Source organism: Treponema denticola (assembly GCF_024181405.1).
GTDB classification, from domain to species: domain Bacteria; phylum Spirochaetota; class Spirochaetia; order Treponematales; family Treponemataceae; genus Treponema_B; species Treponema_B denticola_D.
Window position 1 is genome coordinate 967,531 of record NZ_CP051302.1, and the last position, 17,226, is coordinate 984,756.

Here is a 17,226-nt window from a genome sequence, read left to right on the forward strand (position 1 = left end):
ATGAAAAACATTATTTTGACAGGGGATAGACCCACAGGAAAACTTCATATCGGGCACTATGTAGGCTCCTTAAAAAACAGGGTGGCCTTGCAGAATTCGGGCAAGTACGATGAAATTTATATTATGATTGCTGATGCACAGGCTACAACCGACAATGCGGATAATCTTGAAAAAGTGCGTACAAGCGTTATCGAAGTGGCTTTGGATTATCTTGCCTGCGGAATAGACCCTCAAAAATCGACAATCCTCGTGCAGACTCAAATACCGGAACTTTGCGAGCTTACCTTTTATTATATGAATCTCGTTACCCTGGCCCGTCTTGAACGGAACCCTACAGTAAAAAATGAGATTAAGCTTAGAGGCTTTAACACAGGTGCCAACGCCGGCGGAAACACCGGTATCCCTGTAGGGTTTTTAACCTACCCTATAAGTCAGGCTGCCGATATTACGGCTTTTTTGGCAAATACGGTTCCGGTAGGTGAAGACCAGATGCCCATGATTGAGCAAGCGCGCGAAATAGTCCGCTCCTTTAATTCTCTTTACGGGGAAACATTGGTAGAGCCCAAGGAGCTTTTACCTGCAAACAAAACCTGCGGCCGCCTTCCCGGAACCGACGGAAAGGCTAAGATGAGTAAGTCGCTCGGCAACTGTATTTATATTTCGGATAGCCCCGAAGAAATCAAAAAGAAGGTAATGAGAATGTTTACAGACCCTAATCACCTCCGTGTTGAAGATCCGGGGAAGGTTGAGGGAAATCCGGTATTTACCTATCTTGACGCCTTTGCCCGAAATGAGCACTTCCCTGAGTTTTGGAGCGATTATTCATGCTTGAATGAGGTTAAGGAGCATTACCAAAAGGGCGGCCTAGGCGATGTTAAAATTAAAAAATTCTTAAACAATATTTTACAGGAAGAACTTAGGCCAATCAGGGAAAAAAGAGAGGCCTTTCAAAAAGACCTCCCTTCCGTTTATCAAATCCTGATTGAAGGCACCAAAAAAGCAAGGGAAAAAGCCGCAGCTACGACTCATTCGGTACGTTCTGCAATGAAAATAAACTATTTTGAGGGAATGTAAATAAAACTAAAACATCTCCATTTTCCCCTTGAATTTTATGTGTTTGTATGATAATATCTTAAATATTGGAGGAAGGAAACTATATGGCAAATGCAGGAGGCCTTAATAAAAAGGCCAAGGTCGAAAATGATGACCTTTTAAAATTAGTTACATTCCAACTCGGAGAAGAACTTTACGGCGTAGAAATTATGGATGTTGACCAAATAGTCAGGGTTCAGGATGTAAGGCCTATTCCGAATGCTCCGTATTATGTTGAAGGAATTTTTAACCTACGAAGCGAAATTATTCCGGTAATAAGTCTTCACAAGAGATTTCATATAAAAAAGGCTTCTTTGGATGAAGGCGATGAGTTTTTGGGCGGCTTTATAATCATAAAGGTTGAGAACAATAAAATAGGTATTATAATCGATAGAGTAGCCCGTGTTGTTGACGTAAAAAAAGAAGAAATACAGCCTCCGCCCCAAATGATTGCAGGTATCGGAGCCGAATACATTAACGGCGTTGTCCGCCGAGATCCCGGTTACCTAATAATCTTGGATATTCACAGGCTCTTTAATCCGAAAGAATTACAGAAAATTACGAATTTATAAAAATTATGAAAGTACCTGTTTACAGTTCCACTATAAGACGCTCCGAAATGGATGCTGTTCTTACATGTATGGTCGAGGAAAAAATAGGCCCCGGCGAAATGAATCAAAAACTTATCAAGCAGGTTTGCGAAACATTTCAAACAGCCGGAGCCGCTGCATTTAGAAGCCCGGCCATAGCTTTAAACTATGCTTTAAAAGCCTTAAACCTTGAAGACGGTTCATCGGTTATTATCTCAAGTCTTGCACCCTCTTGGCAATATGTAGAATTAAACCGCCAAGGGTATAAACCGATTGTGCTTGATGTAGAAGCAGATTCCGTTTTTCCTTCCTTTGAAAGCATTGAAAATGCGGTTCAAGCCGGCGGAAGAGTTCTTGTCCTACATGAAACCTTGGGTTTTTTACCTGATATGGAAAAGATATTAAGCTTAACCATTCCCGTAATAGAAGATATTTCTCAAAGTGCAGGAGCTGCCTACAAGGAAAAATATGCCGGCAGTATGGGAGTCTTTTCGATTTTGGGACTGGAAGAAAAGGATATTCTAACAGGAGGAGGAGGTGCCGTATTACTTGCTCCCGAAAGGCGGAATGCAATAGTCTTAAAAAAACTTTATGACGAATCCCCTCTTACGGACCAATTGCCCGACATAAATGCTTCCTTGGCCTTTGTGCAGTTGAAGCAGATGGCAAAAAACATGGAGCAGCGCAAGGAAATGCATGAGTCCTATGTCCGCTCTTTGATGCAGGGAAAACATAAAACTATAGCTCAAAAAGAAGACACGGTAAATCCGGTTTATTCTTTCCCGGTTATTTTAAATTCGGGAGTTTCGGATGTGCAAAGATATGCGGCAAAAAAGGATATAGACATAGAACTTGCTTTTAAAAATTCTACCGTCGAATACTTAAAAGAAAATCAAGAAAGTTTTATAAATGCATCTTCTCTTTTATTAAGATGTGTTCTTTTTCCTCTTTATCCGCGATTGGGAGCAAAAAAGTCGTCCGAGATCGTAAGAGTTTTAGCTACCCTGCCCTAATTTCTTTTATAAAATTAGGCCCGAGCTTTTAAGGAGAAATTTTGAAAAAAGCCCTTATAGTTTTAAGTATCGAAAAACCCAATGCAAAAAAGATTTGTAAAGAAATCGAAGCCTTTTTATCGGCAAAGGGAATCGATTCTTTTGTATATAAATATGACGGCATCTCCCATTCTCCCGAATTAAATGAAGACTATGACCTTGCAATAAGTCTCGGCGGAGACGGTACGGTTTTATTTACTGCCCGTTACAGTGCTCCTCGGCACATCCCCGTTTTTCCGATAAATTTAGGGAGGTTCGGCTTTATAGCAAATATCGAACCTAAAGAATGGGAAGGCGAACTTTTACAGCTCTTAAACGGAAAACAAGCCTTACATAAAAGAATGCTCCTTTCAACTTCGATAAAACGGAAAAATAAAGAAATTGTAAAATATGAAGCCTTAAACGATGCAGTTGTTTCAGGTTCGGGCATAGCAAAGCTGATAAACTTAGATATTTCCTTTAACGGAATTTCTTTCGGTGTTTTTAGAGCTGACGGGGTAATCGTTTCGACTCCTACAGGTTCAACTGCCTACTCGGCAGCTTCAGGAGGGCCGATCTTAGATCCTGATGTATCGGCCTTTGTTTTAACCCCTATTTCTCCTTTTTCTTTATCGAACCGCCCCTTGGTTCTTCCATCGTCGGGTCAAATGAAGATAAAAATTCTTCCTGCAAGAGTGAAAGATATTATAGTTTCAATTGACGGACAGGAGATGGTTTCTTTACAAGAAGATGATGAGATTATAATAAGCGAATCTCCCAATAAGGTAAAAATGGCAGGCTGCTCTCCCGATAATTTTTACAAGGCCCTGCGCTCAAAACTCGGCTGGTCGGGTTCTTCATCGCCCAAACTGAATTGATGTAAAAATTGAATTGATTGACATTTTATCCCCTTTATTGTATTATCGTAGCTTATGATTACAGTAAGCGATTTAAGTTTAAAGTTCGGCGACAGGCCGCTTTTTAAGGATGTCAATTTAAAATTTACAAAAGGCAACTGCTACGGAATTATCGGCGCAAACGGAGCCGGAAAGTCTACTTTTTTAAAAGTGCTTTCGGGAGAATTGGAGCATGACTCAGGTGAGTTCAGTATTACCCCCGGAGAGAGAATGGCTGTTTTAAGGCAGGATCACTTTGCCTTTGACGAATACAGCGTAAAAGACACGGTTTTTATGGGCTATCCTAAGCTCTACAATGTTAGAAATGAAAGAGAAGCTATTTATGCAAAAGAAAATTTTAGCGAAGAAGACGGAATACGGGCTTCGGAGTTGGAGGCCGAATTTGCCGATTTAAACGGCTGGGAGGCTGAAAATCAAATAGAGCAGATTCTTTCAGGCTTGGGCCTTGATGAAAACTACCATGACAGAATGATGAGCGAACTGGATGAGGGGCAGAAGGTGCGGGTATTGCTGGCTCAGGCTATCTTCGGTACCCCCGATATTCTTCTTTTGGACGAACCAACAAACGGTTTAGACCTTGAATCCATAGCATGGCTTGAAGAATTTTTAATCGACTTTCCCAATATTATAATTGTTGTTTCTCACGACAGACATTTTTTAAATACGGTTTGCACCCATGTCTGCGACATTGACTACGGAAAAATCCGCATGTATTCCGGTAACTACGATTTCTGGTACCAGATGAGCAGGATTATGCAAAGGCAGGCTAAGGACCAACAAAAGAAGAGAGAAGAAAAGATGAAGGATTTGAGAGAGTTTATCCTACGCTTTGCCTCAAATGCTGCAAAGAGCCGTCAGGCAACCAGCCGAAAAAAAGTTTATGATAAACTGGCCTTAGAAGAAATTGAAGTTACGAGCCGTAAATTCCCTTATGTCCATTTTAAGCCCAATAGGGAAATCGGAAACAATGTTGTCCGCACCGAAAAAATTTTTTATAAGACACCCGACACTGCGGAAGAAAAAGGCATTCAGCTTTTAAGCGATTTTTCGTTTACGGTAAACAGAACCGATAAAATAGCCTTTGTAGGTCAAGAGCATAATTCAAAAACCGCCCTCTTCGATATTTTAACCGGAAAATTAAACCCCGATTCGGGAGATGTTTACTGGGGACAGACCGTATCCCATGCCTATCTTAATAAGGACAATGCCGAGTACTTTAATAACGATTTAAATATTACCGAATGGCTTAAACAATATTCCCCTGACCAAGATGATGCCTATGTAAGAGGCTTTTTAGGCCGAATGCTTTTTTCGGGTGATGAGTCATTAAAGCCCGTAAATGTTCTATCCGGAGGCGAAAAGGTACGCTGTATGTTGAGTAAGCTCATGCTTTCGGGAGCAAATGTTTTAATATTGGATGAGCCGACAAACCATCTCGACCTTGAAGCTATCACGAGCTTAAACGATGCCCTTGTGGAATTCCCCGGCGTTATTCTTTTTAACTCCCATGACCACGAATTTATTTCTTCAATTGCAAATAGAATTATCGAAATTACCCCTAACGGCGTAATCGACAGGATGATGAATTTTGACGACTATATAAAAGATGAACACGTCAAAAAGCTGCGTGAAGAACTATACGGCAACACCAAAAAGATGCAGATTTAAAAATCTGTTCTATAATTATGATTGAAATTTCTCGTTTATAACATAGCCCTTTCGATCCCGCTTCGGACTTCTCGGCATTTCCCATATAAAATGGTCCGTATGTAAAAGACTGTGCGCTTTGTGGCTGTTCGGCTTTTCAAAGAAATCATTATAGAGCGCTTTTATACATTCGTTTTCATGAGAATACCGCACTTTTGAGTTCTTATCTAGAAAGTATAAATTACTGCCTCTTTTAACAGCCAATTCACCGGATTCATGTATCGGTTGCCCTCCGCCTCCTACGCATCCGCCGGGGCAAGCCATAATTTCTACAAAATCATAGTGTTTTTCGCCTGCTTCTATAGAATCTATAAGCCGTCTGGTATTGGCAAGTCCGCTGGTTACGGCAATCCGTAAATTATTTTCTTTTAAGGTAAAAGATGCTTCAATAATTCCCGACTCTTCTTGCGAAGAATGCCTTACAACCTTAAAAGCATCCGGCGGACAATTTTTTCCCATAATGGCATAATAGGCTGTACGTAAGGCGGCCTCCATAACACCGCCTGTAGCTCCAAAAATAATTCCGGCTCCTGAAGCATCATGGAAAAGCTTATCAGGTTCCGTTTCTTTAAGGGTTTGAGGAAGAATATGAGCAGACTTAATCATCCTTACAAATTCCCGCGTAGTCAAAACGCAGTCCATGTCATGTCCTGCGTACTCTCCATAGAAAAGCTCCATATCGATTTCGCTTTTTTTTGCAACACAGGGCATAATAGCTACAGAGAAAATATCCTCAGGTTTTTTACCGATTTTTTCTGCAAAATATGACTTCATAACCGCACCGAACATCTGCATGGGAGACTTAGCGGAAGATAGATGAGAAACCAAATGAGGATATTGGCTTTTTATAAAGCGAACCCATCCGGGACAACAGGAGGTAAACATCGGTTTATCTTTTAGCTCTCCCTTCGAAAAACGTTCAATAAATTCATAGGCTTCTTCCATTATGGTTAAATCTGCCGAAAAGGCTGTATCAAATACATAGTCGGCTCCTATTCTTTTTAATGCATCAAATATTTTGTTTACGGAAGCATCTTTTAGATCAAGGCCGATATGTTCTCCCCAAGCCGTACGTATTGCAGGAGCCACTTGCACGACAACAACCTTATCAGGATCGGCTACAGCCCGCCAGAATTTTTCCGTGTCGTCTCTTTCACGTAAGGCACCTACAGGACAATGTGTAATACACTGACCGCATAAAGAGCAGTCTGCATCGGCTATAGTCCTTGAGCCTGAAACATTTATTGTAGTTCTTGCTCCCGTTCCTTCCAACTCCCAAATATTCAGGCTTTGGATCTTATCGCAAACCTGAATACAGCGCATACATTTAATACATTTTTTTGAATCCCGTATAAGAGGAAAATTCTTATCCCATGGCTGATCTTCAAGCTGTTCTTCATATAAAACATCTTGAATGTTAAGATCGTTTGCAAGAGTTTGTAAGGTACAGTTTCCGCTTCTTACACAGATGGCACACTTACAATCATGCTGTGACAAAATCATCTGAACGGTTCTTCTTCTGTCAATTCTTACCTTGGGGCTGTTAGTGTATACAACCATTCCTTCTTCAACGGAATTATTACAAGCGGTTATAAGTTTTTCTTTTCCTTCCAGTTCAACAACACATACACGGCAGGCAGCAATTTCATTTATTCCTTTTAAAAAACAAAGTTTCGGTATAGGGATTCCGGCGCTTTCTGCAGCTTCCATAATCGTCATGTTTTCTTTAGCCGATATTTTTATATTATCTATAGTCAAGTTTACCATAATCGTTCCCGTCCTCCTTTAAATATACCAAATCCGAAGTGATCGCATTTAAGACAGCGATTTGATTCTTGACAAGCTTCCTTTTTACTCATACAGAATTCTACGCCTTCAAAATCCTTTATTCTTTCAGAAGCTTCCCTCTCTCCAAGTTCAACCCTTCCGCAAGCAAGGCGGTCATCAATATTGGGAATGGGAATTTCTATATCACAGCTTATAGTGTGGCTATAGCCTAAATATTCGTCTATATTTGCGGCCATAACTTTTCCGGCGGCAATGGCCTTTATAACCGTAGCGGGGCCTGAAGCACAGTCTCCGCCTGAAAATAGGCCAGGCATTCCTTGAAAACTTGCGCTGGGCATGGTAAAAAGCTTTCCTCGATCAACCGGTATACCGGAATCTTCATAATGTTGAGTTTCGATATCCTGACCTATTGCAACGACAAGCACTTCACACGGAATAAAAATATCAGGTTCTCCTGTAGATACAACGGAGGCTCGCCCGTCTTTTATACGGGATATCATCTGGGGAGTAACCCAAACGCCTGTGAGTTTTCCATTCTTTACTTCTAGTTTTGAAGGTGCTTTTAAGGTCATCATTTCGACACCTTCGGCTAAAGCTCCTTCAATTTCGGCAGGAAGAGCCGTCATATCGGCTACACGCCTTCGGTAAAGACAGGTAACTTTTTCCGATTTTAGACGGACAGCAGTACGCACTGCATCCATGGCAACGTTTCCGCCTCCTATTATTGCGGTTTTTTTACCGGTTAAATCCATTCCCTTATCCATTCCCACATCTCTAAGGAATTGAACGGCAGAGATAACGCCTTCTGCATCTTCTCCTTCAAGGCCCAGCTTTTTGTCGGTTGAGGCTCCAATTGCTATAATAGCCGCATCATTATCCTTTATAAGCTCATTGAGTTCTATGTCGGTTCCTATCTTTTTACCGTAAACAACCTTAACTCCGGTTTCGAGAATTGCATCTATATCTTCGTCTAACCTGTCCTTAGGAAGACGGTAATTAGGTATACCGTAACGGAGCATTCCTCCCAATTTGGGCAGCATTTCATATACGGTTGTCTGATGCCCCATGAGCTGTAGATAATAAGCTGCGGTAAGCCCTGCCGGCCCTCCTCCGACTATGGCTATAGTCTTTCCTGTAGAAGGAGCGCATGGAGGAGGAGGTACCTTACCGGAAAATTCAACGGCAACTCTTTTTAATCCGCGGATATTTATGGCACTGTCTACCATGTTTCGCCGGCACCTATGTTCGCAAGGATGTTCACAGATAAAGGCACAGGTAGAAGGAAAAGGATTGTCCTTTCTGATAAGACGGACGGCATCGGCATATCTTTCATCCCTGACGAGGGCAATATAGCCCGGAATATCCACATTTGCAGGACAGAGGGCAACACAAGGTACGGGCTGAGTTGTCATGCAGCCGCATCTTCCGTGTTTTATATGCTCTTCAAAGTCATCGCGGCAATAGATTATGCTTTTATAAACCATATCGGCAGCTTCATATCCCAGAGCACAGTCAGCTGTCTCTCTTATCGACTTTGCAGTTTCTTCAATAAGTTTGATGGTTTCCATTTCAGCATTTCCGTTTAGAACATCAGTTAAAATATGCTTTAACTGTAAAAGACCGATACGGCACGGCACACATTTCCCGCAAGTTTGGGCATGACACATTTCGATAAAGGCACGTGTTATGTAAACGGGACAAAGTCCGGGAGGACTTGCTTCAATTCGATGTTGAAGATTCTCATACAGTTCTTCAATTATAATTTGAGATCGGTTTTGTGAAAATATCTCAAGTCGACTCATTTGCATACTCCTTATGTCATATATATTAACCTAAGTTAAATCCACTTACACCTTTAATTGTACACTATGTTTATCAAAATAGCAAGTTTTAATTTGATAACTTTAGAATTTTTTTTTCTATAAATTGTTCATTCTACAAGGCCGTATTTCATCGAATAGATTAAGACCTTTATCGAAAGGCTTTCATCCTTGAGGTATTTTTTGATTCTTTCTTCGGCGCCTCTTTCCATGGCTTTGAGAATCATTTCCATCTTATTTTCAACAAGATAGTTGAAGGCTTCTTCAGCCGTTAAAAAGGCATTGACCGTTTCGATTGTTTTTTTGTCTGCCCCATGCATGGCAAGGTAGTAGACAAAGGCTTCCATACGCGTGTCGGCGGTGCGGTTATGGGTATTAAAAATACCTATGGAAAGTTTAGCGAATTTGCCTATGTGTCCGAGTAAGGTCATGGTTTTAAAGCCTTTAGAATAGGCATAGCTTAAACTATCTCCTATATAGTTTGAAATTTTTACGGTGGGAAGGTCTATTATAGTGTTTAGTTTTCCTTTAAGGCCTTCCCCGTAGTTTCCCGGCACCAAAAGTATTTCTTTTTTTTTCGAATTTTGTAATATTCCGTCTATTTCAAGGTAGATGGTTTTTTTGATGGCATCTTCGCTCATAGGATAGACTATGCCCTTTGTGCCGATAATAGAGATGCCGCCTTCAACACCTATATTTTTATTAAAGGTTTTTTTGCCGATTTCGGCTCCTTGAGGACTGAAAATTTCTACATTGAAGCCCCTTTTTGAAACCTTTAAAACTTCTTTTTCTATCATTTGACGGGGTACGGGATTAATGGCAGCCTCCCCTACTTCTCCGAAAAGACCTTTTTTGGTAATTCTTCCTATACCCTCTCCACCGTCAATGAGAACCTTCCCATCGTTTCTATAAGATACCCGAGCATGGATATAGATGCCGTCGGTGCTGTCCGGGTCGTCTCCCGCATCTTTTTGAACGGCTGCCTCTCCAATAGCTGTCCCGTCGTTGTTTTTATATGAGCGGCAATGCTCTACCGGAAGGTCAAGGACAAGTCCTGCAGGCGTATCGATTTTAACCGAGGTCATAGTTTCACCGCCCAAAATCAAGGCCGCTGCCTTAGCCGCTGCCGCTGCACAGCTCCCCGTCGTATATCCGCATCTTAGCTTTTGTCCGTCTTTGTCTATATATAAATCCAGTTTCATTTTATGGATAAGATTATAGCATTAAAAATGGGTTTTTGAAAGAGGATATACCCCCTTTCTTAAATCATTCCTGCTTTTTCAAAATGTTTTTTAAGAAGTTTTTTCGAGATAAGCGCTCCAATACATCCGCATAGCGCCGTTATAATAAGCATTATTACGGTTATTGTAGGTGAAACAAGTTTAGTTAACGTTTCCAAATACTCGGCTCCAAACATTTCTTTATATGCATTAAGTGTTTGCTCTGCATAAAATAAAAATGGCACATACATTCCTCCAAAACTTGCAAGAACACAAAATAGTATATATCCGATTGTCAAGCCTTTATAATTTTCAATTCCTTTTATTCTTGCGATGAGCATTGCAAGAACACCGCCAATGATGCAGCTGATTATATATGGCGGATAAAAGCCTATAATACTTGTAAGTATACAAAACAATAATATCATCCATGGATTTTTTGTTTTAACAGGTACTAAGAAATAAGCAATTGCTCCGATGATTGCCCAGATAGGCATTGTTAAAAGCATTGTGTATGGCGACATAAATAGAAAAGACAGTATTCTGTACAAAATCTGTGAGCATAGAACCATCAATGCCGTAATAATCAAATCTTTAATTTGAAAATTTCTTCTTCCTTCCATAAGTTAAGTTCTCCTTAAAATTCAATATTTTTTATTTTCATAACAACAACAGCTGTATAAAAAACAAGCATTATTATCAATAGCAATATATCAAGCATCCCGAAACGAACTTCTCTATAGCTTGTTTTTTTACCTGAAACACCTAATCCTCGTGTTTCAACGGAAGCGGCTAATTCCGTTGCAGTAGATAACATTCTCATTAAGAACGGTATCAACATCATTTCGTACATTTTACATGGATGCTTTAATACACCCAATAGAGAAACATCTATTCCTCTAGTCTTTATTCCTTGTTTAATGCAAAAAATGTCTTGTTTTATCGTAGGAAAAAAACGCAGGATAACCGCTAAAGGAATATTGATATAGTATGGAATTTTCATGTTTTGTAAGGTAGCCAATATTTCCGATATTTCAGCAGTTCTCATCAAGTTTGTTGCAGCAAGTAGTATTGTAACAAAACATAAAAAAAAATAATGTATTGTTGTTGCGATAAATAAAGGACTTATCTCGGCTGCTATAAAAAGCCCGCTGTATACAAACAGAAATTTAACAGCAGTTTTATGTATACCGCTCATTACTGCGAATATAAAGACCGATAAAAAAAGCAATATCTCATATTTTTTACCCGGTAATGTAAAAACAAAAATACTTACTAATAAAACTTGCAATAATTTAATTCTTGGATCATATTTTATTCCATATCGTTTACAGCGCTTAAACATTACTTTGCAACCCCATTCCGTAACAAAAAATCTTTTACGGTTCTAAAGTCTCGATTATTTTTTAAACTGATACTTCCGCCGATTGTACCGTTTGCTATAAAAACGGCTCTTGTTGCAACTCGGCTAAGAAATTCCAAATCATGGGAAATAACAAAGTTTACGGTTCCTTGTCGGCTCAGAATGTTTATTGCTTTTGAGACTGCTTTCATATTTTCGTAATCAAGCCCAGAAGTCGGCTCATCAAAAATAAGAATAGATTTATTTGAAGCCATCGCTGCCGCAATAGTTACCCGCTGCTTCTGACCCCCTGATAGTGCCCATGGATGCTTTTCTTTATATGCAAAGATATGTAATAATTTCATTATACATTCGATTTTTTGCGTATTCCTTTTGCTGGATAATCCGGAACTTACATATAGCTCGGATAAAACAGAATCTGAATATAATTGATAATCAGATTCCTGCATGACAAAATAAACACTTTTATATAATTCTTTTTGTTTTACCTGTTTGCCGTCAAGGAAAAATCGGCCATGAGCGGATTTTAATAAGCCTGCAATAATTTTCCCTAAAGTAGTTTTACCTTCACCGTTTTGTCCGATAATTGCAATGGTCTCCCCTGCATAAGCCGTTATATTGATATTGTCTAAAAGCTTCTTAGAATGTTTATATGAAAAAGATAATTTTTTAATTTCAAGTTTTATGTTGTCGCTTCTCTCATATTCTGTTTTATTTTCCCTATTCAACCCGATTTCTTCTATATTAAATGTTCTCAGTTTATAGTTTGTCAAATCGGCTGTATTCATATTTTCAATATCACTTTTACATAATTCTTTAACGATATTTCCGTTACTCATGATAAAACATCTATCACATAAGTTTTTCAAATAAAATAAGCGATGTTCCGAAACAATAACCGTATGTCCTGCTTCTTTCAGCTTCCGTATCATTTCTTGTAACTGCATAATTGCATGAATATCCAAGTTGGCAGATGGCTCATCAAAAACATATATGTTAGGATTTAAAGTTTTTGCAGCAATAATAGCAATCTTTTGTTTTTCTCCGCTTGACAAAGAGAACATATCTCTATTCATAAGGCATTTAGCGTCAAAATCATAAAACGCATTGTCAACGCCCTTTATCATTTCGGCTCTCTCTATTCCGTAATTTTCACAAGCAAATGCCGCTTCTGCCGTGGTGTTTGTTGTAAAAAATTGACTCCTAGGATTTTGAAATATGGAAGCAATGTTTCTGCCGAGCTCTCCTACAGAAGTAGTTTTTGTGTCTTTACCAAGAATTTTCACACATCCTGTCAAACTGCCTTCAAAAAAATGAGGTATTAAACCGTTTATCAACCTCATAATAGTTGTTTTTCCGCAGCCGGATTGTCCTGTGAGGACAATACATTCTCCTTCTTCTATTTTAAGATTGATATGCTTTAAAGAACCTTCTGTTTGTGTTCCATAGCTAAAACTTACATCATCAAAATCAACAATACTATCTGCCATTCAATTATCCTATATATGCCAGCCGATGGATTTTTCGCGTATTTCGATAAAATGCTTGTAAATTCCTTCTTGCTTAATCAACTCTTTATGACTTCCCTGCTGCACAACTCTGCCTTTATCTATAACGATAATATGATCAGCTTCTCTAACGGTAGATAATCTATGAGCAATACTTATAAACGTCTTATTTTTTGTTAACTCCCGTATCGCACTGATTAATAAATGCTCATTTTCAGGATCAACGCTCAAAGTTGCTTCATCAAGAATAATAATCGGAGCATCTTTAAGAATTGCCCGTGCAATGGATATTCTTTGTTTTTCTCCTCCTGATAAGGTAGAACCGCCCTCGCCGATAAGGGTGCGGTATCCATCCGGAAAGTTCATAATAAAATCATGACAACAGGCTCTTTTGCACGCTGCTATAACCTCTTCATGAGAAGCATTCGGATTTCCGAATTTTATATTGTTTTCAATCGTATCGTTAAATAAATAAACTTTTTGAAAAACCATACTGATGTTTTTTAATAAACTTTCGGAAGTAAAGTCTTTTACATTCCTTCCGCCGATCAGCACTTCGCCTTTTTTTACATCCCAAAACCGCGCTATTAAATTACAGAATGTTGTTTTACCCGAACCGGAAGCGCCTACAATCGCTAAGCTGCTTTTTGAGTTTACTTTTAAATTGACATCTTTTAAGATTGTCCTTTCGTTATAGCCGAAGTCAACGTTTTTAAACTCTATATCATAGGAGTTTATAGTTATATCCTTTCCATTTTCATCTAAAGAAGGAATGTCGGAAATATATTCCAATCGATCCAATTGTGTTGCTAACATTTTGCTTAAAAATGCCCCGTTGTTTATTAACTCCAATTCCATAAATATCAAAAATGCGGATACAATAAACATAAGTGTATGCGAAAGCGGAATACTATGATGTAAATACAAGATCACTGCAACAAATACTAACACGCAGCTTGCAACTTTATAAATCATCTCATACAGCTTCATAACTAATGCGGTAGCTTCCGTAACAGCTATATCAACGTTACACTTTTTAGAAAAAGCTTCTTCAATCTTATCTTTACCTTCTTTTCCTTTTTTAAACGAACGAAGTACAGAAATGCCTCTGATGTATTCGATAGCATGAGTAACTAACTGCTCTTGCGCCTCCTGCATAATTGATGAATAGTTTTCGGCTTGTTTTGCAATCAACCCTAATACTGCAATCCCTAAAATAATCGCCGTCAAAGATATCAGTCCTACCGGATAACAAAATATCAAGAGCATAACTGTCATACTGAACGCATGAAAGAATCCGCCTACAATAAAGTTCACTGCAAGCATAGCCATTGCCTCTAAATCGGAAATAGTCGTCGTTAAGATGGTTTGAATTGTTCCTAAATTTTTTTCCGAAAAATACCCCATCGGTGCTTTTTTTAATTTTTCTCCTATTTCAATTCTTTTGTCTCTAAAAATCTCATAGCCTGATGCACTTAGGTTTCTATCACACAAATATTGAAAGATAAACCTCCCCAATATACTTATTCCTACAATTAAAATAGCCTGCAAAATAATGAGCATATTTAATTTTTCAAGGTTTATCAGGATAAATAAAACCGAAAACAGCATAAACGAAGCAAAAAAAGATTTGAATGCGCCGAAAATAAGACCTCTAATTACATTTGAACGGTATTCGCCTGATATTTCTAATATTCTTTTTACAATGTTAAACATTTATTGTTCTTCCTTATCTTCATCTACTCCGCCTACATATTTATTCCATAATGAGGTATATACACCGTGTTGATTTAAAAGTTCATCATGAATACCGCTTTCAACAATCTCTCCATTTTTCATAACTAAAATAGTATCGGCATGTGTAATTGTTGAAAGTCGATGAGCCACAACAATAAGCGTTTTACCTTTTATAAGATTGTTGATTGCGGTTTGAATTAAATATTCATTTTCCGGATCGGCAAAAGCGGTCGCTTCATCTAAAATGATGACCTTAGATTGTTTTAATATTGCGCGTGCAATAGTAATGCGCTGGCGCTCTCCGCCGGAAAGCTCTCCTCCTCCGTCTCCGACTTTTGTATCATAGCCGTCTTTCAATTCCATAATAAAATTATGGCAAGAGGCTGCTTTTGCCGCCTCAATAATTTCTTCATAGCTTGCATTGGGATTTCCTATTTTGATGTTTTCTTTTATGCTTGTATTAAATAAAAAAGTATCTTGGGCCACATAGCTTATTTCACCGGTAAGCTGCTCAAATGGTATTTCTGATATTTTTTTGCCGCCGTAAAAGATATGCCCTTTTGTAGGATCCCAAAAACCGGCCATTAATTTAGCAATAGTTGATTTACCGGATCCGGAGCAGCCTACCAGAGCCGTTACCGTATTCGGTTTTAGTTCAAAGCTGATATTTTTTACTACCAATTCCGTATCATACGCAAAGGAAACATTTTCAAAACGGTATAACGTATTATCAAATGTTACTTTTTCTTTCGGTCTTATAAGCTCATCTTTTAACAAAAACAATTCTATCATGCCTAAACTTGCCTTTACCATATTGAATTGCTCGGAATACTTTCCTACTTTTATAAAATGCGCTATAAAACTGATAGGTAAAATAATGCAAACGATAAAATTTGACAAAGTTATTTGCCCGTTCATATATAAATAGGCTCCGACCGGTAAAGTACCGAGCAGGGTTGAAGGCGTAACTGCCTGAATAAACGCAGACCAAAACCAACTTTGCTTCCACCAACTCAAGGTACTGTTGTGAAAAAAATCTATTGCATTACTGAATTTTTCATAAGAAGCAGTACTTTGATTAAATGCTTTGATAACTTCTATTCCGTTTACATATTCAACCAAGGTGCTATTCATATCATTTTGCGCTTTTGCATATGTCTTACTTCTTATCTGATAATCTTTCATCATGCCGATATATCCGAGCATACCTAAGGGAATGGTAAGTAAGGAAGCAAAGCCCATTCTATAATCCAAGAAAAAAATCAAAATCAAAAAAAATGCAGGGGATATCACACTAGATGTTATTTCCGGCATAAAGTGAGCCATAGAATCTTCAAGTTTTGATACTGTATCGACCATTATGTTTTTAAATGTGCCTATTGGTGTGTCAATCATTACTCCCATGGGTACCGATAACATTTTTTCCGCAATGTTACTTCTTATATTTTTTAAAATATGATAGGTTGCCTTATGTGAAATAACCGTTGAATATAATGTAAAAGTACCTTTCAATATTTGTCCTAATAAGGCTATTAACGTTATGTATATAACGGTCTTAAACGTTGCTTCATATAAATAGATTTTTTCTATCAGTTTTGCTATAGCAATAAATGGAACCATTCCGAACAGTTCTCCTATAATTGCCCAAAAAATTGATTTATATAAATCGGCTTTTTTATTTCCCGCATATCTCAGTAGAGATGAGACCACATTGCTTTGTTTATTATTCATGATATATCCTCAATTCATTTAATAAGCCGCCCCAACCATAATATTGAAAAGTAACAATGCTCTTGATGTACCTGCTCACATCATCGTATGGAATAGCGTGAATAATACATTCACATAATGACGTTATATAACCTTTCGTAATGATATGTACCTCAAGCTCTTTAATTTTGGTTGCAGAAGATTTTTTGCCGGCTGCGGCTTGAATGAGCTTCATATTTTTATGCGTATATCTATCTGCAATTTCTTCTGCAAAATTTTCTACCCGTGAACCTTTACTGCAGGCAAGAAGCAGCTTAAACTCATCAAAATGCTCATACATATAATCTACAAACCTCATGGTTTCAGAAAATAATGCTTCAATAACAACATTGTCAGTTTCTTCCGATAGCGGCATAGACGCTTTATCAGTACTTCTAATTTCAACATCAGTTACGATGTCTAATGTGTACTCATATACATCTTCGATAAGTGTAAAAAACAGTTCTTCCTTATTTTTAAAGTGACGGTATATTGCACCTGTGGTTACATTCGCCGTTTTCGCAATCTCCCCCACCTGTGCTTTTTCAAAACCGTTCCGTAAAAACTCTTCTTTAGCGCATTCCAAAATTCTGTTTTTAGTTATATCCGAACAATATGACACCGGTCTTCTTCTCCGTATATTTTTAATTCGATAATCTAATTATCTTTAATAATTAAATTATCATTTTTTTAAATTTTAGTCA

General features: G+C 38.3%; 14 protein-coding genes. 5 read left to right on the forward strand and 9 right to left on the reverse strand.

The features are described 5' to 3' along the window. The 5 genes from trpS (at position 1) to HGJ18_RS04490 (ending at position 5,298) form a co-directional block, all read left to right on the forward strand. Positions 1-1,074 (forward strand): tryptophan--tRNA ligase, encoded by a 1,074-nt coding sequence (gene trpS / locus HGJ18_RS04470; protein WP_253697897.1) that lies wholly within the window; start codon positions 1-3, stop codon positions 1,072-1,074. An 83-nt stretch (positions 1,075-1,157) separates the two neighbouring features. After that, on the forward strand, positions 1,158-1,664 hold the full coding sequence (locus HGJ18_RS04475; protein ID WP_002669135.1) for a chemotaxis protein CheW: 507 nt from the start codon (positions 1,158-1,160) through the stop codon (positions 1,662-1,664). 5 nt (positions 1,665-1,669) lie between these two features. Next, a complete protein-coding gene (locus HGJ18_RS04480; protein ID WP_253697899.1) occupies positions 1,670-2,695 on the forward strand; it encodes a DegT/DnrJ/EryC1/StrS family aminotransferase in 1,026 nt (341 codons plus the stop codon). 41 nt (positions 2,696-2,736) lie between these two features. Then, a complete protein-coding gene (locus HGJ18_RS04485) occupies positions 2,737-3,591 on the forward strand; it encodes an NAD(+)/NADH kinase (RefSeq protein ID WP_253697902.1) in 855 nt (284 codons plus the stop codon). 54 nt (positions 3,592-3,645) lie between these two features. Beyond that, positions 3,646-5,298: an ABC-F family ATP-binding cassette domain-containing protein gene (locus HGJ18_RS04490; protein ID WP_253697904.1), complete on the forward strand. Its 1,653-nt coding sequence runs from the start codon at positions 3,646-3,648 to the stop codon at positions 5,296-5,298. Between the two features lie 15 nt (positions 5,299-5,313). On the opposite strand, the gene HGJ18_RS04495 is transcribed toward HGJ18_RS04490, so the two are convergent. The 9 genes from HGJ18_RS04495 to HGJ18_RS04535 all read right to left on the reverse strand — a co-directional run bounded on the left by HGJ18_RS04495 (position 5,314) and on the right by HGJ18_RS04535 (position 17,144). Continuing rightward, on the reverse strand, positions 5,314-7,104 hold the full coding sequence (locus HGJ18_RS04495; RefSeq protein ID WP_253697906.1) for a [FeFe] hydrogenase, group A: 1,791 nt from the start codon (positions 7,102-7,104) through the stop codon (positions 5,314-5,316). Beyond that, a complete protein-coding gene (locus HGJ18_RS04500) occupies positions 7,098-8,927 on the reverse strand; it encodes an NAD(P)-binding protein (RefSeq protein ID WP_253697907.1) in 1,830 nt (609 codons plus the stop codon). Before HGJ18_RS04500 ends, HGJ18_RS04495 begins: the two co-directional genes overlap by 7 nt. A 128-nt stretch (positions 8,928-9,055) precedes the next feature. Further along, on the reverse strand, positions 9,056-10,147 hold the full coding sequence (gene cbiD / locus HGJ18_RS04505; protein ID WP_253697908.1) for a cobalt-precorrin-5B (C(1))-methyltransferase CbiD: 1,092 nt from the start codon (positions 10,145-10,147) through the stop codon (positions 9,056-9,058). Positions 10,148-10,206: 59 nt separating this feature from the next. Next, on the reverse strand, positions 10,207-10,788 hold the full coding sequence (locus HGJ18_RS04510) for an MptD family putative ECF transporter S component (protein ID WP_253697910.1): 582 nt from the start codon (positions 10,786-10,788) through the stop codon (positions 10,207-10,209). 14 nt (positions 10,789-10,802) lie between these two features. Then, positions 10,803-11,510, reverse strand: coding sequence for an energy-coupling factor transporter transmembrane component T family protein (locus HGJ18_RS04515; RefSeq protein ID WP_301338930.1), 708 nt, complete (start codon positions 11,508-11,510; stop codon positions 10,803-10,805). Continuing rightward, positions 11,510-13,018, reverse strand: a complete 1,509-nt coding sequence (locus tag HGJ18_RS04520) for an ABC transporter ATP-binding protein (RefSeq protein ID WP_253697914.1) — start codon at positions 13,016-13,018, stop codon at positions 11,510-11,512. The genes HGJ18_RS04515 and HGJ18_RS04520 overlap by 1 nt, the downstream gene beginning before the upstream one ends. A 9-nt stretch (positions 13,019-13,027) precedes the next feature. Next, positions 13,028-14,752, reverse strand: coding sequence for an ABC transporter ATP-binding protein (locus HGJ18_RS04525; RefSeq protein WP_253697915.1), 1,725 nt, complete (start codon positions 14,750-14,752; stop codon positions 13,028-13,030). Next, positions 14,753-16,504 (reverse strand): ABC transporter ATP-binding protein, encoded by a 1,752-nt coding sequence (locus HGJ18_RS04530; protein WP_253697916.1) that lies wholly within the window; start codon positions 16,502-16,504, stop codon positions 14,753-14,755. It abuts the gene before it with no gap. Continuing rightward, entirely contained in the window at positions 16,497-17,144 is a 648-nt protein-coding gene (locus HGJ18_RS04535; RefSeq protein ID WP_002669166.1) for a TetR/AcrR family transcriptional regulator, read from the reverse strand. The genes HGJ18_RS04530 and HGJ18_RS04535 overlap by 8 nt, the downstream gene beginning before the upstream one ends. Positions 17,145-17,226: the final 82 nt, after the last annotated feature.

Excerpts from the sequence above, each read along its gene's own strand:
- HGJ18_RS04525 (WP_253697915.1), bottom strand. The coding sequence starts at position 14,752 with ATGTTTAACATTGTAAAAAGAATATTAGAAATATCAGGCGAATACCGT.
- HGJ18_RS04515 (WP_301338930.1), bottom strand. The coding sequence starts at position 11,510 with ATGTTTAAGCGCTGTAAACGATATGGAATAAAATATGATCCAAGAATT.
- trpS (WP_253697897.1), top strand. The coding sequence starts at position 1 with ATGAAAAACATTATTTTGACAGGGGATAGACCCACAGGAAAACTTCAT.
- HGJ18_RS04500 (WP_253697907.1), bottom strand. The coding sequence starts at position 8,927 with ATGAGTCGACTTGAGATATTTTCACAAAACCGATCTCAAATTATAATT.
- HGJ18_RS04475 (WP_002669135.1), top strand. The coding sequence starts at position 1,158 with ATGGCAAATGCAGGAGGCCTTAATAAAAAGGCCAAGGTCGAAAATGAT.
- HGJ18_RS04490 (WP_253697904.1), top strand. The coding sequence starts at position 3,646 with ATGATTACAGTAAGCGATTTAAGTTTAAAGTTCGGCGACAGGCCGCTT.
- HGJ18_RS04495 (WP_253697906.1), bottom strand. The coding sequence starts at position 7,104 with ATGGTAAACTTGACTATAGATAATATAAAAATATCGGCTAAAGAAAAC.
- HGJ18_RS04520 (WP_253697914.1), bottom strand. The coding sequence starts at position 13,018 with ATGGCAGATAGTATTGTTGATTTTGATGATGTAAGTTTTAGCTATGGA.
- HGJ18_RS04510 (WP_253697910.1), bottom strand. The coding sequence starts at position 10,788 with ATGGAAGGAAGAAGAAATTTTCAAATTAAAGATTTGATTATTACGGCA.
- cbiD (WP_253697908.1), bottom strand. The coding sequence starts at position 10,147 with ATGAAACTGGATTTATATATAGACAAAGACGGACAAAAGCTAAGATGC.
- HGJ18_RS04480 (WP_253697899.1), top strand. The coding sequence starts at position 1,670 with ATGAAAGTACCTGTTTACAGTTCCACTATAAGACGCTCCGAAATGGAT.
- HGJ18_RS04530 (WP_253697916.1), bottom strand. The coding sequence starts at position 16,504 with ATGAATAATAAACAAAGCAATGTGGTCTCATCTCTACTGAGATATGCG.